Here is a 20850-nt window from a genome sequence, read left to right on the forward strand (position 1 = left end):
GAGGATTATATCCATAGGTTCTCCAATTGTTTCCGAGTTGTAAACAAAGTTTGTTAGAGTCTTCTTTTTGCAACTCTGATAGAGGCAAATAAGGAAAGAACATTAAAAAAGCCGTTGCATAAGATGCAACGGCTTTTGTTGTGAAGAGAAGAGAGATAATGCTAGATTACTGAAATTATGCTAGAGACTATGTTATAACATGCAAGCGTCGGATCCACCGGAGCTACCCACAGTTACGGCACGGGTGTCACGAACGCGAACGTTGGCGCTGAGCACACCAGAATCACTGCTTAATTTGAAAGAAGGATAATTTTCTTCCGTATCCAGCTTCATGTGTTGTTCTAGGTTCAGCTGCTGCTTCGGATCAACATAGAACGGAACCAGATTGGTTTCAATCTGCGCGTCGAGAGCCGCAAGTTCATCAACAATGATAATAGCGATAACTCCGTTACATCCGCAACCTTCCAAGTCATAGATCACTTTGAAATATCCAGGTTGGTCATTCAGGCTTTCCGTCAATCGTTTTGCAGCCAAATCTGTAATTTGAATATACATATAGGTACACTCCTTTATATGTTGTCATGGTTGGTAAATGGTAAAAGAATTCATTCAGCTTCTATTCACATTATACCACTTTGTCAATAATCAAAGCATTTATTTTCTTGACTGATCAGTCTGGAAAGGGTATTCTTTATTTAATGAATAGGGAGGTGAGGTCTGAAATTGGGAAGAGCCAAGGAGTTTGACACGGAGACCGTTCTAAGAAAAGCAACGTCTGTATTTGGAGCGTACGGTTATGAAGGTACATCTTTGAGCTTACTGCTAAGTGAACTTGGTATTGCGCGGCAAAGCCTGTATGATACCTACGGAACTAAACATGATTTATTTGTCTCTGCTCTTAAATTCTATATTCAGCAGAAGACAGAGGCGGGGATCAGACTATTAAACGAATGCACAAGTGTGAGGCAAGGCGTGTCCGAGTTGTTCAACGAAGCGGTTAACGTGTTGACAGACAACGAACGTCGTAATGAATGTTTCATCATTAATAGCGCGGTTGAACAGGCACCACAAAATCACGAAATCGCAGCTTTTATTCAAACCACTAATCAACAAATGGAAGATGTTTTTCATACTGCGCTGTTACGGGGCCAGAGGAGTGGCGAATTGAGGCACGCAGAGGAAGAATTGCCCGGGCTTGCCCGTTTTCTGAATTATTCCCGACTCTCATTGACCTTTACGGCGAAGAGCGGTGCAAGCGCAGAAGCGCTGCGAGATTTTGTACAGATGACCCTAAGGGCTATGGATTAACGTTTTACATGGTTTGAGTAAGATTCTTTATGGTTTTTTGAAAATGAACGCTTAGGGCGTTTATTTTTTGACTATTATAGACCGATTGGTCTGGAAAAAGAACACCAAACAAACTGAAGGAGGAAATAAGGATGACACAATCTCAGCAGATGGAAGCGGGCAATAGTATACCGCATCGGATCATGCATGGATTCACTAATTTGCTACTGGATGGAAAACTGGAACAGTGGTTGGAGCTATATACATCTGAAGCTATCTTCGAATTCCCATATGCACCAGCAGGATATCCTCAGAAACTGGAAGGCAAAGCGGCAATTACGAATCATCTTCATAATCTACTGGGGATGATTGAAATCCAGCAGTTTTCTGAACCGGTGATTTTGGCTGATTCCACGAAACAACAGTTTGTGGCTGAATTTACTTGTAAAGGGCGTTCATTAGTTACAGGCAAGCCATACAACCAAACTTACATCTCTGTTGTGAGCCACTCTAATGGGAAAATTACACATTATAAAGACTATTGGAATCCAATGGTCGTACTCGAATCGGACTTAGGAGGTAACAAGCATGATCAATGATAAACCGTTGACACTTATTATAGGGGCTAATGGAAAAACGGGAAGCCGTGTTGCGGCCATACTTCAAAAGCATCATTATCCGGTGCGTTTGGCAGGAAGAACTAAACCATCTCCTTCTGATTCTGCCAATAACTATGTCTATTTTGATTGGTATGATTCCGAGACATATGCGCTAGCGCTGAAAAATGTGAATCAGGTGTACCTTGTCGTGCCAGTTATGGACATGACCCCAGAAGACGTCATGATTCCGTTCATCAAGGAAGCATTGTGGAACGGAGTTAAGCGATTCGTTTTACTTGGCAGTGCTTCGATCGATGAGAATGGTCCTATATTTGGCAAAGTACATCAGTATTTAAAAGCGCATGCTCCTGAGTGGGCCGTATTACAGCCTTCCTATTTTATGGAGAACTTTACGGAGGGGCCGCATCGGGAGACGACGAAACAACTCGGGAAAATTTACAGTGCTACGGGTGAAGGGAAAATTGGATTTGTTAGTGCAGATGATATCGCGGTGGTGGCCTTCCATGCTCTGACAGATGTAGTTTCTCATAATACGGAGCATATCATTACAGGGCCGGATTCGTTGTCCTATGGACAGGTTGCAGACGTCTTGAGCCGTGTACTGGGTCAGTCTATCCAGCATGAATCTTTGTCCGATGATGAATTGAAAAACAGCATGATTCGCGCAGGAATGCCAGAAGAATACGCTGCTGCCCTGGCAGGACTGGATGTGCCTATCCGGGAGGAGGGGAGAGAAGACCAAACGACGGATACGGTGACAAAAATAACGGGGAATAACCCAATTTCATTCGAGAAATTTATTCAAAATCATATGGAAGTATGGAAATAATGGAAGAAATATTTTCATATTATGAGAAGACGGTGCCTAGTGCCCGTCTTTTTGCATGTCTACCAGCATGTTGACATCGTTGATTCAAATATGGATCTCTCCCTAACCTGGGACACTTCGGAAAGCAGTGATTATACGAACACACTTTTGGGGAAATAGATGAGGATGAATGTTAGGTAAAGGGGCGAATAGAGCGAATGATTCAGTTCGAAAATGTATCAAAACAATATCCTGATGGAACAACGGCTTTGCGCCAGGTTAACCTCAACATTAACAAGGGAGAACTGTTTGTCATGATTGGTCCGAGTGGATGTGGCAAAACCACCATGCTCAAAATGATCAATCGCCTGATTGAGCGAACAGATGGAATAGTGCGCATTAATAAACGCCCAATCGATGAATACAACATTCACGAATTGCGCTGGAATATCGGATATGTACTGCAACAGATTGCACTATTCCCGCATATGACAATTGCCGAAAATATTGCGGTTGTTCCTGAACTGCGAAAATGGAAGTCAGATCAAATCAAGGAGCGCGTACATACGTTGCTGGACATGGTTGGTTTGCACGGAGATACGTACAGTGAGCGCAAACCGTCCGAGTTATCTGGAGGACAACAGCAGAGAATAGGTGTGTTGCGTGCACTCGCTGCCGATCCTGAGATTGTATTGATGGATGAACCATTCAGTGCACTCGATCCGATGAGTCGGGAGAAATTACAGGACGATATTCTGGATATCCAGCGTCAGATGAAAAAAACAATTGTATTTGTCACCCATGATATTCAGGAAGCGATGAAGCTGGGGGATCGCATCTGCATTATGAAGGATGGACAGGTTTTGCAGGTAGGCACTCCGGAAGAACTGATCCGACAGCCAGCTAATGATTTCGTACGTGAATTTGTTGGAAGTCCTAACACCGATACGAGTTCACAATCTGAATTTGATCTCGAATCCATCATGTCACCACTCTCACCGGGTCATGTGCCAAAATCAGCTAAAACTGCTGTTCCTGCATCCATTACGTTGACGGAGTTAGTTGATATCATGGCTTCCCATGACCATCTGCTGGTTGAACGTAACCGCCAGATTATTGGCGAGATCAGTCGAGTTGATCTGATGAAATACTGGTCTGGTCAGTTACAGGAACGAGGTGAAGGACATGAGTAGATTCACGGAGGTGTTCAGTGAGCGCAAAGGTCAGTTGTTGTCTGCTCTGCTGGAACATATTCAGATCTCATTTATCGCATTGTTCTTTGCTGTCCTCATTGCTATTCCGCTGGGTATATACCTTACTCGCAAACCCAGAGTGGCTGAACCAATTATCGGGGTCACAGCTGTGTTGCAGACGATACCTTCCTTGGCGCTTCTCGGATTGCTAATCCCGTTATTCGGCATAGGTACCCTTCCTGCAATCATTGCACTGGTGGTGTATGCGCTGCTTCCGGTACTCCGCAACACGTACACAGGCATATCCGAAGTTGATCCTTCCATGGTGGAAGCGGCGAATGCGATGGGCATGAATAGTTGGCAACGCCTAATCAAAGTGGAACTGCCACTGGCGATGCCTGTTATTATGGCCGGAATTCGGACTGCTATGGTACTTATTGTAGGAACGGCAACACTTGCTGCTTTAATTGGCGCAGGAGGTTTGGGTGCATTAATCTTGCTGGGCATTGATCGGAATGATACGGCACTGATTATCCTTGGAGCCATTCCGGCAGCCTTGTTGGCTATTTTGTTTGATGTACTATTGCGTCAATTCCAGCGGTTATCCTTCAAGAAAACATTGGTTACCTTGGGTTCGCTAGCTCTGATCGCGATACTTGTGATTACCATTCCCTTCGTGGCACGTGGTGGACAGAAGGATCTCGTCATTTCCGGGAAATTGGGGGCGGAACCGGAGATTCTGATTAACATGTACAAATTGTTGATTGAAAAAGACACAGACCTGACCGTTGAACTAAAACCCGGATTAGGCAAAACGCCATTCCTTTTCAATGCACTCAAGTCGGGTGATATTGACATCTATCCCGAATTTACCGGGACAGCGATCTCCGAATTCATGAAGGAAACAGCAGTCAGCACCGATCGGACTGAGGTGTACGAACAGGCAAGAGATGGAATGCTGAGCCAGTTCAACATGGTGCTGCTGAACCCTATGGATTACAACAATACGTATACGTTGGCCGTTCCAAAGAGCATCGCAGATCAATACAATCTCAAGACCATTTCGGATCTCAAACCGGTAGAACAGCAAATGAAGGCAGGATTCACGCTGGAATTCTCGGATCGGGAAGACGGTTACCTTGGCATTCAGAAGAAGTATGGGATTGAATTCCCGAACGTTGCAACAATGGAACCGAAGCTTCGCTATGGTGCTGTTCAACGTGGCGATATCAATCTGGTAGATGCCTACTCCACAGATAGTGAGTTGAGACAATATGAACTCGTTGTGCTGGAGGATGATCAGGAGTTATTCCCACCGTATCAAGGCGCGCCGATGCTTCGTCAAGAAACGGCAGATCAATATCCACAACTGGTTGAGGTGTTGAATCAGCTTGCTGGCAAAATTACGGATGATGAGATGCGTCAGATGAACTATGACGTGAACGTAGAGGGAGCGAATCCTGAACAGGTTGCAGCAGAGTACCTTAAACAGGCTGGATTGCTGTAACTTCAGGCATCCCTGCAATAGATGTACCAAAAGGATGAGGAGGAACCATGATGACACAAGAAACGTATGACTTGATTGCAATTGGAACAGGAAGCGCGGCAAGCTCTGTAATCACCCGTTGCGCTGAAGCTGGCTGGAGAGTTGCTGTAATTGATGAACGTGAGTTCGGCGGAACGTGTGCACTGCGTGGCTGTGATCCCAAGAAAGTGCTGGCTGGAGCGGCTGAGCTGATTGACTGGAATGAACGGATGCAAGGGAAAGGTATTCAGGGACAGGCGACCATCAACTGGTCTGAACTTATGGCCTTTAAACGCACCTTTACCGAAAGCATACCTAGAGCAAGTGAAGATCAATTCAAACAGGCCGGAATGGATACGTTCCATGGTAAAGCTTCATTTGTCGATGAAAACCATATTCAAGTGGGAGAAGAAGTGCTCCATGGCAAACACATTCTGATTGCTACTGGTGCAAGACCTGCGCCACTTGAGATTGAGGGATCAGAGCATCTGATATATAGTGATGACTTTCTGGATCTGGAACAGCTGCCGGATCGATTAGTTCTGGTAGGCGGTGGATACATTGCATTTGAGTTTGCGCATATTGCGGCCAGAGCCGGGACGGAAGTCCATATCCTGCATCGGAGTGAACAGCCTCTGAAATCGTTTGATGCGGAGCTGGTAGAATCTTTGTTGCAAAAATCGAAAGAGATCGGCATTCATGTTCACTTGAACGCGGAGGTGAAGTCCATACGGCAAGAGGGGAACGCCTATGTCGTTCATGGCACACGCAATGGTGCAGATCACCAGTGGCAGTGCGGACTTGTCGTTCATGGAGCCGGGCGTGTTCCCAATGTGGATGGGCTGGAATTGGAGAAAGGCAACGTCAGCTACAGCAAAAAGGGTATTGCGGTGAACGAGTATTTGCAAAGTGAAAGTAATCCGAGAGTGTATGCTGCTGGCGATGTAACCGATACGAAAGGGTTGCCTTTGACCCCGTTAGCAGGTCAGGAATCCCGGGCTGTATCGTTCAATTTGTTGGAGGGAAATCAACATAAACCTAATTATAAAGTGATGCCTTCCATTGTGTTTACTGTCCCTGCCCTTGGAGCTGTAGGTATGAGCACGGAGCAAGCCAAGAATGAGGGCTACGAGGTGCAGGTAAATGATATGTCGAAATGGTATACTTACAAGCGAACTCATGAAAAATTTGCCATGGCCAAAGTGGTGATCGACAAATCAAGCGGACGTATTCTGGGTGCGCATGTGCTCGGGAGCAAAACAGAAGAATTGATTAACCTTTTTGCAATGGCGATTCAGTTCGATTTGACTATCGATCAGTTAAACACCATGAATTTTGCATATCCTACTGCTGCATCGGACCTGGGTTCTTTAATTTAGAAGTGATGATGAACTCCCTTTAGGGACGGAAGGAAGGATGAAAACAACAATGTCATCGGATTTTATTGGGCTTCATGAAGGCAAGTGGACGAAGGAACCCGTTGCTGCACGGATGGATGGGGATCGTTTCGTTGTGGAAGCTCGGGAAGGCAGTGACTTCTGGGAGAACACATTCTACGGGTTCTGTCATCGGGATGGACACGCCATGCTTGCTCCATGGGACGGAACGGAAGCGATTGAGGTATCGTTTGATCTAAGCTCATTCACCGAATTATATGATCAGGCGGGGTTGATGTTATGGCACGGAGAGGATCAATGGATCAAGGCCGGAGTTGAGGTTAATGACGGTGTTGCTCATGTTGGAGCTGTCGTGACGGATACATATTCGGATTGGTCCCTATCTCCTGTACCTGAGTGGGGTGGACGAATTGTGACGATTAGAGCTTCCTACAGTAATGAGGCTGTTGTCATTCGTGCTCGCACAGATGAGCATCCTTGGCGTACGATTCGGGTTGCACGGTTTGCCTATCCGACGAACAAACACGCAGGTCCATTTTTGTGTTCACCGAAGCGTGCAGGGTTCGAAGTAGCCTTTACCAAGTGGAGATCCACGACACCCGATCAAGACTTGCACACAGATCCACCGATTACGGATTAAAACAAGTTAAGATGCACGCTAAACAATGAAACATGAACAGGTGAATCTGGCTTAGAAAGCAAGACAACACAAATAAGCGAGTCTTCCATTAACGGAGGACTTGCTTATTTTTTGTGTTTAAACTTTGGACTATGAAGAGTCTTCAGTTACTCATTTCATCATTCACCGGGTTCAGCGAGTTCTTTCGCACATACAATAGAGTGCTTGCAAAACTTCTTGAGTTTAACGTTTATTTACTCGTGTCCGTATCCAGGGACTGGGGTTCAGTCTCTTTTTCACCCTCATCATCATTGGACTTATTGAACTCCAGCATACGCTCCTCGTAATCGTCCAGGAACCATAACGGGTCCATACTGTCTTCCTCACCGTTGTAATTGATGACGATTTCTTCGCCAGCCTTGATGTCTGTATACGCGTAGAAGTCAAAGGTGTGGTTATCAAAATTGATATCATAAGTAGCGTTAGGTTCATAGGAGTGGTTGATCAGACTGCCGTAACCGAGCAGAATGGCGGTATGATTCGCCCCGTATTCGAACACGTAATCTTCCAAAATCGTTTTTTCGACATGCTCATGATCTTCATTTGGGTAAGGCACAACGGGTGCCTGATGGATAAGCGTTCCTTTGGCAATATCAACGGTAGCAAATACCCCGCGGTTAAACTCACCACCATCACCCAACTTGGATTGTTTCACTTCAATCATATTTTTCACCTGATGCTCTTCGAAGAGCTCCGTTCTATATAGTAATAATTCGTTAAGGCAAAATTTTAACCCATACTTTCATATAAGGCAAATTTCAGACAAAAAGGTGTAATATTTTTTAATAGGGCGTTGAGTTGTGCAGGAGATAACGCTTATAATATACAAAGAATTAAGTCTATATAGAAAAGGTGTCATGAATGAGCATATTAAATGTAGAAAAATTAAGTCACGGTTTTGGTGACCGTGCTATCTTTAACGACGTTTCATTCCGCCTATTGAAGGGCGAACATATTGGTCTGATCGGGGCTAATGGTGAAGGTAAATCCACCTTCATGAACATTATTACAGGAAAACTTCAGCCAGATGAAGGCAAGGTGGAGTGGTCCAAACGGATGCGTGTTGGTTACCTGGACCAGCATGCTGTATTGAACAAAGGCCAATCCATCCGTGACGTGCTTCGCGGCGCGTTCCAGTATTTGTTCGACATGGAACAGGAAATGAATGATATGTATGGCAAAATGGGCGATGTAACTCCTGAGGAGCTTGAACAACTTCTTGAAGACGTGGGTACGATTCAGGATACGTTGACAAATCAGGATTTCTACATGATCGATGCCAAGGTGGATGAAACCGCACGTGGTCTGGGTCTGACGGATATCGGTCTGGATAAAGACGTCAATGATCTGAGTGGTGGACAGCGTACCAAAGTACTGCTTGCCAAGCTGCTGTTGGAAAAACCCGATATTTTGCTCCTAGATGAGCCTACGAACTATCTTGATGAATTGCATATCGAATGGCTGAAACGTTATTTGCAGGAATATGAGAATGCTTTTATTCTGATCTCTCACGATATTCCGTTCCTGAACAGTGTAATCAACTTGATCTATCACATGGAGAACCAGAATCTAACTCGCTATGTGGGCGATTATGATCATTTCCAGGAAGTGCATGAGATGAGAAAACAGCAGTTGGAGTCGGCTTACAAGCGCCAACAACAAGAGATTGCTGACCTCAAGGATTTTGTAGCGCGTAACAAAGCAAGTGTAGCTACACGTAATATGGCGATGTCCAGACAGAAGAAACTCGACAAGATGGATGTCATCGAGATCGCCAAGGAGAAACCGAAACCGCAGTTCAACTTCCGTGATGCAAGAACATCCGGCAAGCTCATTTTCGAAACCAAAGGTCTTGTAATTGGTTACAACGAACCGTTGTCCAGACCACTGGATCTGCGTATGGAGCGTGGACAGAAGATCGCCCTTGTTGGTGCGAACGGAATTGGTAAAACAACTCTGATGCGTAGTATTCTGGGTGAAATTCAAGCTCTGGAAGGAACCGTTCAACGTGGTGAACATCTGGAGATTGGTTACTTCCAGCAAGAGATGAAGGATGCCAACTACAATACATGTATTGAAGAGATCTGGCAGGAGTTCCCTTCCTATACCCAATTCGAAGTGCGTGCTGCACTTGCAAAATGTGGTTTGACTACAAAACACATTGAGAGCAAGGTAGCTGTACTAAGTGGTGGGGAGAAAGCCAAAGTGCGTCTCTGTAAGCTGATCAATAACGAAACCAACCTGCTTGTACTCGATGAGCCGACGAACCATCTGGACGTTGATGCCAAGGAAGAGTTGAAACGTGCACTCAAGGCTTACAAAGGCAGTATTCTTCTAATCTCCCACGAACCGGAATTCTACCGTGATGTAGTTACAGAGACGTGGAATTGTGAGTCGTGGACCACGAAAGTATTCTAAATAGAGGTTGTTCAAAAGTCACGGACTAATAATACGTGCGAGCTTGCGAACAAGCTCGAAGCATGAGAAAAGGCGCGAATTTTGCTTGCAAAACAGGCAGAACTCGCGCCTTTTTTGCGTGGTTTTAACGAAAAATGTTGGAGCCCAATTCACAGTTGACAGCTTGAATAAGGCAATAATATAATTCAAGAAAGCGATTACATTTATATATTAGAAACCTGTTTCACTGCATAGGGGCGAAGAAGACACGGTATTCCGTATGGGTACCAGTTTGCACTTAGAAGGGAAGACGGGTCTTTTTTTACTCTTTAATGAAACCGGTTTCATTAAAATAAGGAGGTGGACCCCGCTTTTGTACTGAACGCCGGCTGCTGAGGATAGGTTGAACAACAACACCGCGGCATCAAGAACCATGATTTCATCTTTCACGCCAAAGGAGAGAATGAACATTGGATAAACTCAGGAAACCCATGATATTCATGTTATCTGCAACACTTGCGCTGTCTTCCGGACCGTTGATGCTACCAAGTAAGGCGTATGCCGATCTGGGGAGTATACCCGCCACGTTGCTGCAGGACGATTTTTCGGATGGGGATTACACGGAATCACCCGCGTGGAACGTAAGCTCAGGCAACTGGGAAGTGATCACGGACCCGACAGATGCGTCCAACTTCACACTTTTCCAGAGCGATACCAATGAAGGCATCATCTCTACTGGAGACTCCATGTCGGACATGACCGTGTCCATGCGCTTTTATACAGGAGAAGGTAAAGGATTTCCGGGCATTTTGCCGCGGTTCCAAGATAAGAGCAACTATTATTATTTTCAAATGCAGGTGCCTAACAACAAATTGGTCTTCAGCAAAAAGGTAAATAACGGCGATACAACGTTGAAAACGGTGGACTATGCGTTTGCCAAAGATACGTGGTACACACTTAAGATAGTGCTATCAGGTAACACCATTCGAGGATATATCGCCGAAAATGGCTCCGATCGGTTGGTATTTGATTTAAACGATTCTTCCATTGGGTCAGGTGTTGTTGGCATTCGAAATAAGTGGCAGTCGGTACATATGGATGACGTTATTATTGCCGAGCAGCCACCAGTGAACGATGCTTTGCTCACCATTGCTGAGCAGACAGCGTCTTCGGTTTCCCTGCAATGGTCTGAAATCGTGGGTGCATCAGCCTATCGCCTGTACCGTTCAAACTCACCTGAAGGGGGCTATTCCCTGGTAACCAACACCGGAACTTTGGGACACACGGATGAAGGATTAAGCGGGGACACGATCTACTATTACAAGCTTGCCTATGAATACGGGGGGCTAACTGAGTCCTTGTGGTCTGCGCCGTTGGAAGTACGAACTACAGCGACCGCCCCTCAGGCTCCGAGCGAATTGAAGGCCGAAGCACTCAACGCAACGAGCGTGAAGTTATCTTGGTCCGCCGTGGACAAGTCAACGGGTTACCGCGTGGTTCGGGCTGAAGCTGGCAGTGAGCAATACGAGCAGATTTATGAAGGGAAAGGGCTTACATTCACGGATAAAGAACTTGAGCCGGGCAACAGTTATAGCTATCGCGTAATGGCCTTCAATACAGCTGGGGAGTCAGCCTTCACCATTGCAGAAGCTACGACGTACTCCATTGACTCTCCTACAGAGTTTGCTGCTACAGCTGTGACGGATACATCCATCTCTCTGGGGTGGAATGCCCTTACTGGATCTGATGTAACGTATACGCTCTCCAGGTCTACCAGTGCTACGGGTACGTATCAGCAGGTCTATAGTGGCAGTGAAAATACGTTTAATGATAGTGGTCTGACGATGGGCACAGGATATTTTTACATCATTCAGGCGACCGTGGACGGCGTAACTTCTCCAGCATCCGCACCGTTGGGTGTTGCCACAGTTCGCACAAGCATTACACCAGGGCAATTGTGGCCAGATCTGGATGGTCAACCGATCGATGCGCATGGGGCTGGTTTTTTCTACGATGAACAGACGGAGACCTATTACTGGTATGGCGAATATCATAAGGGCGGCTGGCCAGCGGTTGGTGTGCGTGTGTATTCTTCCAAGGATCTGATGAACTGGACAGATGAGGGCATGGCTCTATCGACACTTCAATCCATGGATGATTTTGACCATGACCCGTTGATTTCCAAATTGTATGCGGGGCGTGAGGACCGCGTGGATATCTGGGCAGATATTCGCAAAGGACGGATCATTGAACGACCGAAGGTCATCTACAACGACAAAACAAAGAAATACGTGATGTGGGCCCACATGGATGGTGACAAGGACCCATACAACGATAATGCGAACTACGGTAAGGCGCGGGCCGGTTATGCAATCAGCGACTCTCCAACTGGACCTTTTGTGTATCAGAAGAGTTACCGAATGGACAGAGCTCCGGAAGGGGAGAAAGATTATTTCCCAAGTGATAAGGGCATGGCACGTGACATGACATTGTTCAAGGATGATGACGGCACCGGTTATCTGATCTATTCCAGTGAAGAAAACCTGACGCTCTATATCTCCAAACTGAATGAAGACTACAGTGACGTAACAGGTTGGCATAAGGAAGGACGAACGGATGACAAAGGCAATCCGGTACGTGATTCCACCTATCAGGCCGAGTACGGCGTAGATTACGTGCGGGTGTTCCCTGGAGGGCAACGCGAAGCACCGGCAATGTTCAAGTATCAGGGAAAATATTATATTTTGACTTCCGGAGCTTCCGGCTGGGCCCCTAACGAAAACAAAGTGACGGTGGCGGATAACATTTTTGGGCCGTGGTCAACGCAGACCAATCCGTTCGTGCGCACGTTGCCGAGTGATCCTGATCCAGGCAAGGCATTTGGCACACAGACCACATCCGTCATTCCGGTCGATCCCGAAAAAGGCAAATTCATTTACGTTGGGGATACGTGGAATGGTGGCAATTTCTCGAATGATGCTGCAAAATACGTGTTCTTGCCCATTGAGTTTGGAATAGGCTCCGACATTGCGATCAAGTGGTATAACAGTTGGACACCGGATCTGCTGAATTCGATGGGCAAGGTGGATATCGCTGATCCGTTGCCAGAAGCGGTAGCGCTTGGCAAAGTGCCATCTCTGCCAACGACATTGAATGTACGCGACGGTGGTGAACTGGTGTCAACGCCAGCAGTATGGACAATTGATAACCGGGCCATGACGGCAGAAGATTTTGCTAAGCCAGGACCACTCACATTACAGGTAACGACACCGGAATATAACAACAAAAAGCAGGCGGTTCGTGTAAACGTCATTCCAGAGAATGCCCTATATTTTGTGAATAGTGGAGGGTACGAAACGGCTGATTACAATCTTATGGGTGCCTATATGAAAGGAACACTGGCTAACCCGGGAACGGCAGACCAGATGTACGCTCCGGCAGAGGGTCGCAATTGGGGATACACCAGCGCAGATGCACTGTCATCCGGCTCGAATGGCGGAGATATTTTCTCGACCGTACGTTATCTGAACGGTGGCAATATCAGCAACTCTCCAAAAGGCACAGACTTAACCTACAGATTTGATGTACCGAACGGAACATATGATGTGTACGCCGGATTCAACGATCCGTGGACGAATGCATCGCGCAGAGCCAATTTCATCATCAATGGCACCAATACCGGGGCTGTTACGTTTACGCCTGCCAGTGTTAGAGCCGACAAAGGCATCATTGTGTCGGACAACAAACTGGAGTTAACCGTACGCAACACGGCATCACAGGACCCGATGATTAGTTGGATAATGATCGTTAAGCCAGATGCTACGCCACCAGTTAATGACAGTGCTGGTCTCAATGCGGATGCGGTGGATTCAACGAGTGCAACGCTTCACTGGGATGCTCATCTTGGAGCAGCAAGCTACAAGCTCTACCGCTCAGATCGCGAGCAAGGTGAGTACAAGGTGGTCTATAGCGGCAATGGACGGGAGTACACGGACAGTGAACTGAACCCCGGCACGGAATATTATTACAAAGTGGAAGCTTTGGATGCGACAGGGCAGTCCGTGAGAGGTATATCTTCCGCTTATCAGGTGCATACGGCTCAGCAGACTGCTGCCGATGTAGCTACAGGCATTACGGCACTGGAACAACCTTCAGTAGGTGCGAAAAAAATGAAATTACCAAGTGTGCCGCAAGGTTTCACGGTGAAGATCGCTTCCAGTTCGGTACCGTCCGTCATTCAGACGGATGGAACGATTGTCCCACCTTCTAAGGAAACAACAGTACTACTGGAGTTGGAAATTACTCGAATTTCTGACGACACAAGAGCCTTGACTGTACCTTTGACGGTGAAGGTGCCTGCATCTGTTTCTTCCCCCGGAGGATCGGACCCTGGTTCGGGTAGCAACCCGGGCGGCAATTCAGGTGGAAATTCAGGGAGTAGTTCAGGTTCAAGCAACAATGGCGGACAATCAGAAGGTGTTAGCCCAGGTGCAGGGAATGCTGCACCACAACCTAAACCGGAGAAAGACCGTTCCGTTCTGGAGTTGCAGGGAAAGCCTGACCAGAAGGGTGTAGTGCAGTCCAACGTGGATGCTTCAACGATCAAAGATGCTTTTAAAGTTGCCCCCGTAACAGATGCGGGTCGGCGCTTGGTCGAACTACGGTTGAAGCCGGTTTCGGGAGCAACGGCATATGAAGTATCTCTCCCTGCCTCTGCGTTAATAGATCAGGGTGAGTCACATGTGTTCAACATGGTTACAGAGCTGGGCATGTTGGAGCTTCCTGCGACACTGTTAACGAAGGACATCGTTGGTGATGGGATGGCATCCATCCGATTGGTCAGAACCGAGTTACCAAAAACAGTTGCAGATCAGCTTGGCACGCAATATGGAGTCCAGCTCGAACTTCAACTGGATGGTCAACCATTGCCATTGAAAAGCGGATTGAACCTTCATCTGCCTTTCCCATCAACACAAAATGCTCAGCAGGATCGGATTGTAGCATTTGTCATTGGCGCGAACGGTGTGGCAAGCCCCTTGCCGCAAAGTTACTACGATCCAAACAGCGGGCAGCTTGTATTTTCCGTAACGTCACTCACCGAAAATTATGCTGTTGTGTCTGTGGAGCAGACATTCGCAGATCTTGCAGAAGTGCAGTGGGCCAAGAAAGCGATGGAGGCATTGGCAGTCCGAGGCGTGATTGATGCCGAGGCAAGTGGTGATTCCACAGAGTTGCATCCAAAACAGGAGATGACTCGCGGTCTATACATGCAATGGTTGATGACTGCGCTCGGCTTGAATGCTTCTTCCGGGAATGCGTTCACTGATGTAAACGAAAAGGCTCCGTACTACGAAGCAGTTACAGCTGCGCGCTCACTAGGTATCACCAGTGGTACTGGTGACGGGCGCTTCCTGCCAGAGTCCACGATCACTCGTCAGGAGATGATGACGTTGACAGTCAGAGCACTTGCAGCGGCTGGACTGGTTAACTCCGAGACGGCTGCAACAGATAAACTTACTCGTTTCAGCGACGCTTCCGAGATTCGCTCTTATGCACGGGATAGTGTGGCCTTACTTGTGGATCTGGGCATCGCCAACGGGTACAACGGTGAGGTGAAGCCTCTTGCCGAAGCGACCAGAGCTGAATCGGCTACGTTGCTGTATGCGATGATGAGCAAACTGGTATGGAATAACTAATGTTACACCAGAATCGTAGTGTATGAAAAAGAAGGCTTACTCTGACCTGGAACTTAGGTTGGAGTAAGCCTTCTTGATTGTACGCCCCCAATGGGTGAAAAGTAGGCTACTCAACGAACGAGTAACTTCCTATGCTTTTGCAGTAGTTAATTGTAATGTTAGTGCATTGTTAATTGTAGTTTTTTCCGATTTGATAGGCTTGTTCCAGCAAGCCTTCGATATGTTCTTTGGATTCTGAGATCGTTTCATAGAGAAATTCGACTCGGGATTCCTGCATTCTTGCATAACCTGCGATCCCATTATTCAGATAATTGGAAATCATGTTGTAATAGTCGTATTTATGGAATGAAGCCTCCGTTCCTCCAGCTAGTGCAATCCACAGAGCCTTTTTGGAGTTTGCCTTGTTCAGCAGCCCCATGTTCCATACCTTGTCCAGATAAGCTTTGAGCATGGAGGGAACATTGTACCACCAGATCGGGAAAACAAATACAATGGTATCAGCCGCAAGCACACGATCCAGCTCTTTGCGAATCACAGGGGCATGCTGTTTATCGGGATTTTGCCAGTCTCGTTCATCTTCTACGCCATATAGTGGATCAAATCCGTCATGATATAGATCGAGGATATCGATTTCATGGGAATTCTCCTGCATACCTTCTATAAAACGATTCATCACGGCAAATGTTAGGGAATCCTGTCTTGGGTGAGTAACGACCAGTTTAACTTTCATGTAGGAGTAACCATCCTTTTTTCTTTTTTTTGGTTAAACATTCTGACCAATGTTATTATAAGATTCATGACATCGTATTGAGAAGTACGCACCTGAGAGTGCTGTAGATACCTTGGGGTTCTTCGGTTACTTTTAATAACGGGTATACATATATGTGAATTATGGGGGAGTACAAGTGGAACAAGAAATGAAAAAATATGAGAGCGGTGTGCAGGCGATGCTGGAACTGGTCGGTGGAAAATGGAGGATTCTTATCCTGCATCAACTGATATCAGGTAAAAAACGAACCAGCGAACTTCGCAGAGCCATTCCTGGCATTACCCAGAAGGTCTTAACCCAGCAGCTTCGTGAACTGGAAAAGAATGAAATCATCCATCGAATCATCCATCCCCAGATTCCGCCCAAGGTAGAGTATGAGCTGACAGAGTACGGCTTGACACTACAGGACATCATTGATCGCATATGTCTGTGGGGAGAAAATCATTTGGACAGAGTATACGGAGATAAAAGCAGTGTGCTGGGAGATCATTTTAGTGACTATATTCCACTCTCAACTTCAACTTGAGCTGGCCGTGCAATTAAAAATAAAACAAAACCGTCCTTGAATTGAAAAGGAGGGTTTTTGTTGTTTTTTGTCCTTTATCAGCGAAACTGATAAATGCTATAAAATCATTGAAATTGACCCTCAACACCCGGTGTGTTAGGTTTTAGAGAGAAGAAATTAAATTAATGTGATGATTTTAGTCGGAATTAAAATCGAAGCAATGCGCGAGGTGGCAAACAGTGGAACTTCAAGTGACAAATAGCCCTTTTAATCAAGAACAAGTTGAACTGCTTAATCGTCTTATTCCTACATTGACCGATGGACAACGGGCTTGGTTGAGCGGATATATTGCAGCAATTCAGGCAAGCGCAACAATAGCGGCTCCAGCTAACCTGGTACAGGCTGCACCAACTACAGGTGTTGCACCTGAAAGTGCTAAGCCAGTATCTCGGGAAGTTACCGTGCTCTTCGGTTCGCAAACCGGTAATTCCAGTGGCCTATCGAAGAAGCTGGCCAAGAAACTTGAAGAGCAAGGTCTTCAGGTAACGTTGTCATCGATGGGGGATTTCAAACCGAACGGACTCAAGAAAATTGAAAATCTCCTCATCATCGTCAGTACGCATGGCGAAGGCGAACCACCAGATAATGCGATTCCGCTGCATGAATTCCTGAACAGCAAACGGGCTCCGAAGCTTGAAGGACTTCGTTACTCGGTGTTGGCTCTGGGAGATACCTCCTATGAGTTCTTTTGTCAGACAGGTAAGGACTTCGATAAACGATTGCAGGAGTTGGGTGGTACAGCCCTTGTACCGCGCGTGGACTGTGATGTTGATTTTGATGAAGCAGCTGCGGAGTGGATGAATGAAGTACTGGCATCCTTGAGCAGTACATCTGCTGCTTCGAGTACGGTAACCACTGAGGCAGTTACAGCTGCGGTGAACGGCGGGGAATCCGAATATGATCGTACGAATCCATTCAAGGCGGAAGTATTGGAGAATCTCAATCTGAACGGCAGAGGATCGGACCGTGAAACACGCCACATTGAGTTGTCTTTGGAAGGCTCCAGCCTGGACTACGAGCCAGGTGACAGCCTTGGCGTATTCCCTGAAAATCATCCGCGCCTTGTGGAGGAATTGATTGCAGCTATGGGATGGAATGCCGATGAACGCGTGACCGTGAATAAAAACGGGGATCAGGCATCTGTGCACGAAGCGTTGCTGCGTTATTTTGAAATTACAGCGGTGACGAAACCGGTCGTGGAACAACTTGCGAAACTGAATCCTGGGAGTGGCCTGACGGCGTTACTCGCAGATGATTCCGAATTCCGTACAGTCATGAATAGCTGTGATCTGCTGGATCTGGTTCATGATTATAATCTGAAAGGGATTCCTGCTGCAGAATTCGTCGCTGCTCTTCGCAAAATTCCGGCACGTCTGTACTCCATAGCGAGTAGTTCGAAGTCTTTCCCGGATGAAGTTCATCTTACCGTTCGCTCGGTACGTTATGAAGCGCGTGGCAGAGAACGTTATGGTGTGTGCTCGGTACATCTGGCTGAACGGATCGAAGCTGGCGACACCCTGCCTGTATATATACAGCATAACCCGAATTTCAAGCTGCCTGAGAACCCGGATACACCGATCATCATGGTTGGCCCAGGTACAGGTGTAGCGCCGTTCAGATCTTTCCTTGGTGAGCGTGAAGAAACAGGAGCAGAGGGCAAGACATGGCTGTTCTACGGAGATCAGCATTTCGCCACTGACTTCTTGTACCAGACGGAATGGCAACATTGGCTCAAAGATGGTGTGCTCACGAAAATGGATGTAGCCTTCTCACGTGATACGGAACAGAAAGTGTATGTACAACATCGTATGCTGGAACACAGCAAAGAGTTGTACCAGTGGCTTCAGGAAGGTGCAAGCATATATATCTGTGGTGACGAGAAAAAAATGGCACATGATGTGCATGCTGCGCTCACCACGATTCTTGAACAAGAAGGCGGTTTATCGCCTGAGCAGGCATCGGAATATTTGACACGGTTACAGCAGGAGAAACGTTATCAGCGGGACGTCTATTAATTACCGGCCTAGCCGGACTGCACCATCCCGCAGAGACGAGAGGAGAAAGCAGCATGGTTTATAATAACTTACTTAACCCACAGCGCACGAATAGCGATGTGGAAGATATAAAGATCAAAAGTGATTACTTGCGCGGAAGTCTGACCGAAACGTTGGCTGATCGCATCACGGGTGCAATTCCAGAGGACGACAACCGTCTGATGAAACACCATGGCAGTTATATGCAGGACGATCGCGACCTGCGTAACGAGCGTCACAAATCCAAGCTGGAGCCTGCATACCAATTCATGTTGCGTGTGCGTGCTTCCGGTGGAATTGTAACCCCGGAGCAATGGTTGATGATGGACAGAGTGGCACATAAATATGCGAATGAGACCATTCGTCTGACCACACGTCAGTCTTTCCAACTGCATGGCGTACTGAAGTGGGATCTTAAGAACACCATTCGCGAAGTGAACGATTCGTTGCTAAGCACACTGGCTGCATGTGGGGACGTAAACCGTAACGTGATGTGTAACCCGAATCCAAATCAATCTGATGTGCATGCTGAAGTGTATGAGTGGGCATGTCAGGTGAGTAATCATTTGGACCCTCGCACACGGGCTTATCATGAGCTGTGGCTGGACGGAGAGAAAGTGATTGATTCCCAGGACTCCGACGAAGAAGTTGAACCAATCTATGGCAAAGTGTATTTGCCACGGAAGTTCAAGATTGGTATTGCTGTACCACCATCCAATGATGTGGATGTCTATTCACAGGATCTTGGCTTTATTGCTATTGTGGAGAACGGCAAGCTGCAAGGCTTCAACGTATCCGTTGGCGGTGGCATGGGGATGTCTCATGGTGACGCCAAAACCTATCCTCAGGTGTCCAAAGTCATTGGTTTCTGTACGCCGGAGCAAATGATTGATGTTGCAGAGAAAACAGTTATGATTCAGCGTGATTATGGAGATCGTGCAGTTCGTAAACATGCTCGTTTCAAATATACGCTGGATGATCGTGGTGTGGAATGGTTTGTCGAAGAGCTGACCAGCCGTCTGGGATGGAAACTGGATGCGGCACGTCCGTATCATTTTGAGACGAACGGAGATCGATATGGTTGGGTAAAAGGCAATAATGGCAGATGGCACTACACGCTGTTCATTCAAAATGGTCGTGTAAAGGATGTGGATGGATATCCTCTCATGACGGGTTTGCGTGAGATTGCCAAAGTGCATACGGGTGATTTCCGTCTGACTGCGAACCAAAATCTAATCATCGGTAATGTTAGCAGCCAGAAGAAGAAAAAGATTGAAGCACTCATTCAACAGTACAACCTGACCGATGGTGCACATTATTCTGCGCTGCGCAGAAGTTCGATGGCTTGTGTTGCGCTTCCAACCTGCGGCCTTGCGATGGCTGAGTCCGAACGTTACTTACCGTCTCTGATCGACAAACTGGAGCCTGTACTCGACGAAGCCGGGCTGAGAGACGAAGAGATTGTCATTCGTATGACGGGTTGCCCGAACGGATGTGCAAGACCGATGCTGGCGGAGATTTCATTTATCGGTAAAGCACCTGGGAAATACAATATGTATCTCGGTGGCAGCTTCACCGGACATCGCTTGAATAAGCTGTATAAAGAAAACATTGGCGAAACCGAGATTCTGGACACGTTAACTCCAATGGTGAACCAGTATGCCAAAGAGCGCAATGAAGGGGAACATTTCGGAGACTTTGTCATTCGTGCGGGTTATGTTCCTGAAGTGTTGGATGGTCGACAATTTCACGCTTAATGGACCGGGTAAGATGACCTGAAATTAGGACTGATTTAGGGCGGAAGCATTCCTTATGGGGTGCTTCTTGTTTGTTATATATGGAGTGAGTAGAGGTAATGTTAGTTGTTGCTGAGAGATTATG

The 20850-nt window shown here is 46.7% G+C and carries 15 protein-coding genes; 12 read left to right on the forward strand and 3 right to left on the reverse strand.

The window, feature by feature from the left end; translation table 11 throughout:
* Positions 1-192: 192 nt before the first annotated feature.
* On the reverse strand, positions 193-555 hold the full coding sequence (locus F0220_RS13370) for an iron-sulfur cluster biosynthesis family protein (protein ID WP_017688778.1): 363 nt from the start codon (positions 553-555) through the stop codon (positions 193-195).
* Between the two features lie 168 nt (positions 556-723).
* Between F0220_RS13370 and F0220_RS13375 the strand changes: the two genes are divergently transcribed.
* The 7 genes from F0220_RS13375 to F0220_RS13405 all read left to right on the forward strand — a co-directional run bounded on the left by F0220_RS13375 (position 724) and on the right by F0220_RS13405 (position 7470).
* Positions 724-1308: a TetR/AcrR family transcriptional regulator gene (locus F0220_RS13375; RefSeq protein WP_105598517.1), complete on the forward strand. Its 585-nt coding sequence runs from the start codon at positions 724-726 to the stop codon at positions 1306-1308.
* A gap of 131 nt (positions 1309-1439) precedes the next feature.
* Positions 1440-1886, forward strand: coding sequence for a nuclear transport factor 2 family protein (locus tag F0220_RS13380; RefSeq protein WP_105598518.1), 447 nt, complete (start codon positions 1440-1442; stop codon positions 1884-1886).
* Positions 1876-2736, forward strand: a complete 861-nt coding sequence (locus F0220_RS13385) for an ergot alkaloid biosynthesis protein (RefSeq protein ID WP_181155388.1) — start codon at positions 1876-1878, stop codon at positions 2734-2736. The genes F0220_RS13380 and F0220_RS13385 overlap by 11 nt, the downstream gene beginning before the upstream one ends.
* A gap of 197 nt (positions 2737-2933) precedes the next feature.
* Positions 2934-3908 carry an ABC transporter ATP-binding protein gene (locus F0220_RS13390; RefSeq protein ID WP_105598519.1) on the forward strand — a complete coding sequence of 325 codons (975 nt, stop codon included), beginning with the start codon at positions 2934-2936 and terminating at the stop codon, positions 3906-3908.
* On the forward strand, positions 3901-5415 hold the full coding sequence (gene opuFB, locus F0220_RS13395; RefSeq protein ID WP_091016761.1) for an osmoprotectant update ABC transporter permease/substrate-binding subunit OpuFB: 1515 nt from the start codon (positions 3901-3903) through the stop codon (positions 5413-5415). Before F0220_RS13390 ends, opuFB begins: the two co-directional genes overlap by 8 nt.
* A 50-nt stretch (positions 5416-5465) precedes the next feature.
* On the forward strand, positions 5466-6812 hold the full coding sequence (locus F0220_RS13400; protein ID WP_105598520.1) for a dihydrolipoyl dehydrogenase family protein: 1347 nt from the start codon (positions 5466-5468) through the stop codon (positions 6810-6812).
* Between the two features lie 37 nt (positions 6813-6849).
* Positions 6850-7470 (forward strand): DUF1349 domain-containing protein, encoded by a 621-nt coding sequence (locus F0220_RS13405; protein ID WP_223199939.1) that lies wholly within the window; start codon positions 6850-6852, stop codon positions 7468-7470.
* A gap of 229 nt (positions 7471-7699) precedes the next feature.
* Here F0220_RS13405 and F0220_RS13410 read toward each other — a convergent pair whose 3' ends face one another.
* Positions 7700-8173, reverse strand: a complete 474-nt coding sequence (locus F0220_RS13410; RefSeq protein ID WP_091031152.1) for an SET domain-containing protein — start codon at positions 8171-8173, stop codon at positions 7700-7702.
* 197 nt (positions 8174-8370) lie between these two features.
* Here F0220_RS13410 and F0220_RS13415 point away from each other — a divergent pair, with 197 nt between their 5' ends.
* Both F0220_RS13415 and F0220_RS13420 read left to right on the forward strand, forming a co-directional pair.
* On the forward strand, positions 8371-9927 hold the full coding sequence (locus tag F0220_RS13415) for an ABC-F family ATP-binding cassette domain-containing protein (protein ID WP_017688769.1): 1557 nt from the start codon (positions 8371-8373) through the stop codon (positions 9925-9927).
* 479 nt (positions 9928-10406) lie between these two features.
* Positions 10407-15602 carry an S-layer homology domain-containing protein gene (locus tag F0220_RS13420; protein ID WP_223199940.1) on the forward strand — a complete coding sequence of 1732 codons (5196 nt, stop codon included), beginning with the start codon at positions 10407-10409 and terminating at the stop codon, positions 15600-15602.
* A gap of 169 nt (positions 15603-15771) precedes the next feature.
* Here the strand turns inward: F0220_RS13420 and F0220_RS13425 are convergent, their stop codons facing one another.
* Positions 15772-16332 carry an NAD(P)H oxidoreductase gene (locus F0220_RS13425; protein WP_105598523.1) on the reverse strand — a complete coding sequence of 187 codons (561 nt, stop codon included), beginning with the start codon at positions 16330-16332 and terminating at the stop codon, positions 15772-15774.
* 187 nt (positions 16333-16519) lie between these two features.
* Between F0220_RS13425 and F0220_RS13430 the strand changes: the two genes are divergently transcribed.
* The 3 genes from F0220_RS13430 (at position 16520) to cysI (ending at position 20726) form a co-directional block, all read left to right on the forward strand.
* Positions 16520-16897, forward strand: a complete 378-nt coding sequence (locus F0220_RS13430; protein WP_105599126.1) for a winged helix-turn-helix transcriptional regulator — start codon at positions 16520-16522, stop codon at positions 16895-16897.
* Positions 16898-17115: 218 nt separating this feature from the next.
* Positions 17116-18951 carry an assimilatory sulfite reductase (NADPH) flavoprotein subunit gene (locus F0220_RS13435; RefSeq protein WP_105598524.1) on the forward strand — a complete coding sequence of 612 codons (1836 nt, stop codon included), beginning with the start codon at positions 17116-17118 and terminating at the stop codon, positions 18949-18951.
* 53 nt (positions 18952-19004) lie between these two features.
* Positions 19005-20726: an assimilatory sulfite reductase (NADPH) hemoprotein subunit gene (cysI, locus tag F0220_RS13440; protein WP_105598525.1), complete on the forward strand. Its 1722-nt coding sequence runs from the start codon at positions 19005-19007 to the stop codon at positions 20724-20726.
* The last annotated feature ends 124 nt before the right edge of the window (positions 20727-20850 follow it).

Source organism: Paenibacillus sp. 37, assembly GCF_008386395.1.
GTDB lineage: Bacteria > Bacillota > Bacilli > Paenibacillales > Paenibacillaceae > Paenibacillus > Paenibacillus amylolyticus_B.

Bases quoted from the DNA above. Each gene is read 5' to 3' on its own strand.
- F0220_RS13370 (WP_017688778.1), bottom strand. From the start codon at position 555: ATGTATATTCAAATTACAGATTTGGCTGCAAAACGATTGACGGAAAGC.
- F0220_RS13380 (WP_105598518.1), top strand. From the start codon at position 1,440: ATGACACAATCTCAGCAGATGGAAGCGGGCAATAGTATACCGCATCGG.
- F0220_RS13385 (WP_181155388.1), top strand. From the start codon at position 1,876: ATGATCAATGATAAACCGTTGACACTTATTATAGGGGCTAATGGAAAA.
- F0220_RS13390 (WP_105598519.1), top strand. From the start codon at position 2,934: ATGATTCAGTTCGAAAATGTATCAAAACAATATCCTGATGGAACAACG.
- opuFB (WP_091016761.1), top strand. From the start codon at position 3,901: ATGAGTAGATTCACGGAGGTGTTCAGTGAGCGCAAAGGTCAGTTGTTG.
- F0220_RS13400 (WP_105598520.1), top strand. From the start codon at position 5,466: ATGACACAAGAAACGTATGACTTGATTGCAATTGGAACAGGAAGCGCG.
- F0220_RS13405 (WP_223199939.1), top strand. From the start codon at position 6,850: ATGAAAACAACAATGTCATCGGATTTTATTGGGCTTCATGAAGGCAAG.
- F0220_RS13410 (WP_091031152.1), bottom strand. From the start codon at position 8,173: ATGATTGAAGTGAAACAATCCAAGTTGGGTGATGGTGGTGAGTTTAAC.
- F0220_RS13415 (WP_017688769.1), top strand. From the start codon at position 8,371: ATGAGCATATTAAATGTAGAAAAATTAAGTCACGGTTTTGGTGACCGT.
- F0220_RS13420 (WP_223199940.1), top strand. From the start codon at position 10,407: ATGTTATCTGCAACACTTGCGCTGTCTTCCGGACCGTTGATGCTACCA.
- F0220_RS13425 (WP_105598523.1), bottom strand. From the start codon at position 16,332: ATGAAAGTTAAACTGGTCGTTACTCACCCAAGACAGGATTCCCTAACA.
- F0220_RS13430 (WP_105599126.1), top strand. From the start codon at position 16,520: ATGAAAAAATATGAGAGCGGTGTGCAGGCGATGCTGGAACTGGTCGGT.
- cysI (WP_105598525.1), top strand. From the start codon at position 19,005: ATGGTTTATAATAACTTACTTAACCCACAGCGCACGAATAGCGATGTG.